Raw genomic sequence first — 4,748 nt, forward strand, 5'->3', positions numbered from 1 at the left:
CCCCCACCCGCCGGCCCTCGCCGAGCGGTGGCCGGTAGGTGGTCGGGCCGCCCCGTCCTGAGTGGTCGGCGCCCCGTTGAGTGGTGCTCCGCCGTTGTTAGCGTCCGGGAATCCCTGTACGTGAGAACTCAGAAGGAGTACCCCGAATGGCCATGTCCCTGCAGGAGGCGACCGAGATGATGATGCGTCTCGACGGCCTGCTCGCCATCGCGTCGGTCGACTACACGAGCGGCATGGTGCTGCAGAGCCAGATCGTGCACCAGTACGACATGGAGCTCGCGGCCGCCACGGCGACGGAGGTCGTGCGCGCGCAGGTCCGGGCGCTCGAGCAGCTCGAGGGCGGGCAGATCATCGACGACATCCTCATCCAGACGTCGAAGGAGATGCACCTCATCGTGCTCAGCGCGGACCCGCGCTACGCCGGGGTCTTCACCTACCTGGTGCTCGACCGGTGGCGCGGCAACCTCGCGCTCGCCCGTCGTCGCCTGCACGAGCTGGCCGAGGCCGGCGTCGACCTGTAGCGGGACCCCGCGCAGCGGTCCGAGGAGGGACGAGGGTGGTGGCGATCGACGTCGACCGGGTGCTGGGCATCCTGGACGAGCAGGTACCCGCGGGCGCGTCGGTGTCGTGGTTCGGCACCGACGCGCCCGCACCACCCGCCCTGCCCTCCCGGGCCGCTGCGGGCGCTGCGGGCGCTGCGGGCGCTGCGGGCGCCACCACGGCCGGCGCGGGCGCGCAGCACCGCGCGCCGTCGCCGCCGGTCGCGCAGCTGCTCACCGGGCTGGGCCGCGTGCTGGCCGACGTCGGTGGCGAGTTCGCGGCCGGCGGCACCGACCTGCTCGTGGAGACGCCGACGCGCACCGTGCTGGTGCACCACGTCGACGCGACGGGCTCCCTCGTCGTCGAGGCCGGCAAGGGCCTCAACCTGGCACTCGTCCGGCGTCTGGTGACCAACGCCCTCGAGGCCGCGGGCGGCACCCCGCTGCCCGCCGAGCCGGTCGTCCGCCTGGCCGACCGCGCGACCCGCACCCCGGGCACCGACGGCGCCGCGGGCAGCACCCGCACCTCGGCGTTCCCGCGACGCACCCCGCAGCAGCCCGTGACGGACTTCGGCTACGTCCCGGAGGACGCCGAGGTCCTCCGGATGCTCGAGCAGGCGCTCTCCGGCTGAGCGAGCCGGCCGCCGCCGACCCGACGGCCCGGTGCGGCAGCACGCCGGCCGGCCCCGCACCGTGGCGGGACGCCGGCCGGCCCCGCACGGCGACGAGACGCCGGCCGGCCCCGCACCGCCGCGGGGCCGGCCGGCTGTCTCCGCCGGTCAGTCGTGCGAGACCGGCGGCGGGGTCAGCACGGTGGGGTGGTCCGGCACGCTGGCCGTCATGAGGGTGCCGTCGGCGCGCCGGGTGCCCTCGATGTCCCGGACCGTCGGCGTGCCGATGAGCCGCGGCGCGGGGGCCAGCGGCAGCACGACGGGGTCGCCCGCGGTGACCTTGACCGGCTCGCCGCGCACGACGAGGTCCGCCGCGTCGCCCTCCTCGACCGTGAGCCGCAGCTCGGTGTGCCGGACGTCCACCCGGACCCGGCTGCCGCGCAGCGTGAGCCGGAAGGTGAGCCCGTCCCAGACCTCGGGGAGCCGCGGGTCGAGGGACACGACGCCCTCGTGGTCCCGCATGCCGCCGAACCCGCACGCCAGCGCGCTCCACACACCGCCGGCCGACGCGACGTGCACGCCGTCGGCGGTGTTGTGGTGCAGGTCGGCCAGGTCCACGTACAGCGCCGAGGTGAAGTAGCGCAGCGCGAGCTCCTGGTACCCGACCTCGGAGGCCACGATCGACTGCACGACGCCGGACAGCGTGGAGTCGCCGGTGGTCAGCGGGTCGTAGTAGTCGAAGTCGGCGAGCTTCTCCTCGGCGGTGAACTGGTCGCCCTGCAGGAACAGCGCCAGCACGACGTCGGCCTGCTTGAGCACCTGGAACCGGTAGATCACCAGCGGGTGGTAGTAGAGCAGCAGGGGGCGCTTGGCCGGGTCCGTGTTGGCCAGGTCCCAGAGCTCCTTCTCGAGGAAGTTCGCGTCCTGCGGGTGGATGCCCAGGCGCTCGTCGTACGGGATGTGCATCCGCTCGGCGGCGTGGGCCCACTCGTCGAGCTCGTCCTGGGTCAGGTGCAGCCGGGCGACGAGCGCGGCGTGCTCGGCGGGGTGCTCGTGCGCCAGGCGGTCCACGGCCTCGACGGCGCCGCGCAGGTTCGCGCGGGCCATGACGTTGGTGAACAGGTTGTCGTTCACGACGGTCGTGTACTCGTCCGGGCCGGTGACCCCGTGGATGTGGAACGACGCGTCGCCGTTGGTCCCGCGCCAGAACCCGAGGTCGGCCCACATCCGGGCGGTCTCGACCAGGATGTCGATCGCCTCGCGGGCGAGGAAGTCGTCGTCCCCGGTCGCCGCGACGTACTGCCGCACGGCGTGCGCGATGTCGGCGTCGATGTGGTACTGCGCGGTGCCGGCCGCGTAGTAGGCCGACGCCTCCTCGCCGTTGATCGTGCGCCACGGGAACAGCGCGCCGTTCTGGTTGAGCTCGGCCGCCCGGCGGCGGGCGGCGTCCAGCATCGTGTACCGGAAGCGCAGCGCGTTCCGGGCGATCCGCGGCGAGGTGTAGGTCAGGAACGGCAGGACGTAGACCTCGGTGTCCCAGAAGTAGTGCCCGCTGTACCCGGAGCCGGTCAGGCCCTTGGCGGCGATGCCGTTGCCCTCGGCCCGCGCCGTCGCCTGCGCCAGCTGGAACAGGTTCCACCGGATCGCCTGCTGCAGGTCCGGCTGGCCGGGCACCTCGACGTCGCTGCGCGCCCAGAAGTCGTCGAGCCAGGCGCGCTGGTCGGCGAACTGCCGGTCGACGCCGGTCGCCTGCACGCGGTCGAGCGTGCGGCGGCACCGGTCGGCGAGCTCCCGCGCCGGCACGCCGCGCGAGGAGTGGTAGGTGACGACCTTGGTGATCCGGACCGTCTGGCCCTGCTTCGCGTCGACCCGGTAGACGTGCTTGGCCAGGTCCTCCTCGACCAGCGAGAGCTCCTCGTAGGCGTTCTCGGTCTCGATGGCGTGGTCGGCCGCCACGGACAGGGTCATGCCGGACGCGGCGGCCCGGTAGGACATGACGTACCGGCCGTCCGCGCCCCAGTGCGTCTTCGGCTCGAGGACCCGGGCGGTGAGCGTCTCGGACTTGCGGGGGTCGAAGCCCTCGCCCATCGCGGCCGAGCGGACGTGGTACTCGTCCTGGCCGTCCTGCCGGTTGAGGATCTGGCTGCTGACGACCACCGGGGCGTCGGCGTCGAGCATGGTGAGCTCGTACGTCATGACGGCGAGGTGCCGTTCGGCGAACGACACCATGCGCCGGGTGCGGACCTGCACGCGCTTGCCGGACGGGGTCTGCCAGACCAGGTCCCGGTACAGCACGCCGTCGCGGAAGTCGAGGCTGCGCTCGTAGGAGTGCAGGTCGGCCACCGTGAGCAGCAGCGGCTCGTCGTCGACGTACAGCCGCATGATCTTGGCGTCGGGGACGTTGACGATCGTCTGGCCGACGCGGGCGAAGCCGTACGCCTCCTCGGCGTGCCGGATCGGCCAGGTCTCGTGGAACCCGTTGAGGAAGGTGCCGTGGCTGTGGCTGTCCCGCCCCTCCTCGACGTTGCCGCGCATGCCGAGGTACCCGTTGCCGACGGCGAACAGGGTCTCGGTCCGGCCCAGGTCGGACGCGTCGTGCCGCGTCTCGCGCAGCCGCCACTCGTCCTTGGGGAACCGGTTGCGGTCCAGGGGGTCCGGGGTGAACAGGGAGGTGGGGTTCACGGCAGGGTGCTCTCGTGCTCGTCGGTTCCGGTCGTGGTGACGAGCTCGGCGAGGTCGTCCACCACCAGGTCAGCCCCCTGCTCGCGCAGCACGTCGGCGCCGGCGCCGCGGTCCACGCCGACGACGAGCCCGAACGCCCCGGCGCGGCCGGAGGCGACGCCGGACTCGGCGTCCTCGACGACGACCGCGCGCTCGCGCGGGACGCCGAGCTGGTCGGCGGCGTACAGGTACGTCGCCGGGTCCGGCTTGCCCGCCAGGCCGTGCGCCGCGGCCACCAGGCCGTCGACCACGAGCGGGAACCGGTCGGTCAGGCCCGCGGCGGCCAGCACGGGCACCGCGTTCCGGCTGCTCGACACCACGGCGACCTTCCGGCCCTGCGCGAGCAGCGCGTCGACCAGGCGCACCGAGCCGGGGTAGGGCGTGACGCCCTCGGTCTCGAGCACCTGGGTGAAGACGGCGTTCTTCCGGTTGCCGAGGCCGCACACCGTCTCGGTGTCGGGGGAGTCCGTGGGGTCGCCCCAGGGCAGCTCGATGCCGCGCGACGCCAGGAGGGACCGCACGCCCTCGTAGCGCGGCTTGCCGTCGATGTGCGCGAAGTAGTCGGCGTCGGTGTACGGCGCCGCCCCGCGCGCGTCGAGCAGCGGCGTGAACAGCCGCGCCCAGGCGTGCATGTGCACGACGGCGGTGGGCGTGAGGACGCCGTCGAGGTCGAACAGGACGGCGTCGAGGCCGTCGAGGACCGCGGCGGGGCGGTCGGGTGCGGTTGCCACGGTGGAGCTCCCAGGGGCGTGGTGTGCGGGTGCGGGTCGTGCGGGGCGGTGCGTCATGCGGCGGTGCTGCGGCGGGGGGCCGCGGGTCGTGCGGGGCGGGCGGCCCCGGGGTCGGCGTCTCCGGTGGTGCCGGCCGGGCCGCGGGC

General features: G+C 73.9%; 4 protein-coding genes. 2 read left to right on the forward strand and 2 right to left on the reverse strand.

Features of this window, described 5'->3' with window-relative positions:
• Window positions 1-146: 146 nt before the first annotated feature.
• On the forward strand, window positions 147-521 hold the full coding sequence (locus G6556_RS17090; RefSeq protein WP_240934674.1) for a hypothetical protein: 375 nt from the start codon (window positions 147-149) through the stop codon (window positions 519-521).
• 38 nt (window positions 522-559) lie between these two features.
• Window positions 560-1,171 (forward strand): hypothetical protein, encoded by a 612-nt coding sequence (locus G6556_RS17095; RefSeq protein WP_166944084.1) that lies wholly within the window; start codon window positions 560-562, stop codon window positions 1,169-1,171.
• Between the two features lie 147 nt (window positions 1,172-1,318).
• Here G6556_RS17095 and G6556_RS17100 read toward each other — a convergent pair whose 3' ends face one another.
• Together G6556_RS17100 and G6556_RS17105 are read right to left on the reverse strand one after the other, a co-directional pair.
• Window positions 1,319-3,832 (reverse strand): glycoside hydrolase family 65 protein, encoded by a 2,514-nt coding sequence (locus G6556_RS17100; RefSeq protein ID WP_166944086.1) that lies wholly within the window; start codon window positions 3,830-3,832, stop codon window positions 1,319-1,321.
• Window positions 3,829-4,602 (reverse strand): HAD-IA family hydrolase, encoded by a 774-nt coding sequence (locus G6556_RS17105; protein WP_346774965.1) that lies wholly within the window; start codon window positions 4,600-4,602, stop codon window positions 3,829-3,831. The genes G6556_RS17100 and G6556_RS17105 overlap by 4 nt, the downstream gene beginning before the upstream one ends.
• Between the last annotated feature and the right edge of the window lie 146 nt (window positions 4,603-4,748).

Origin of the sequence: Cellulomonas sp. IC4_254 (genome assembly GCF_011603975.1) — a bacterium.
Classification (GTDB): Bacteria; Actinomycetota; Actinomycetes; order Actinomycetales; family Cellulomonadaceae; genus Cellulomonas.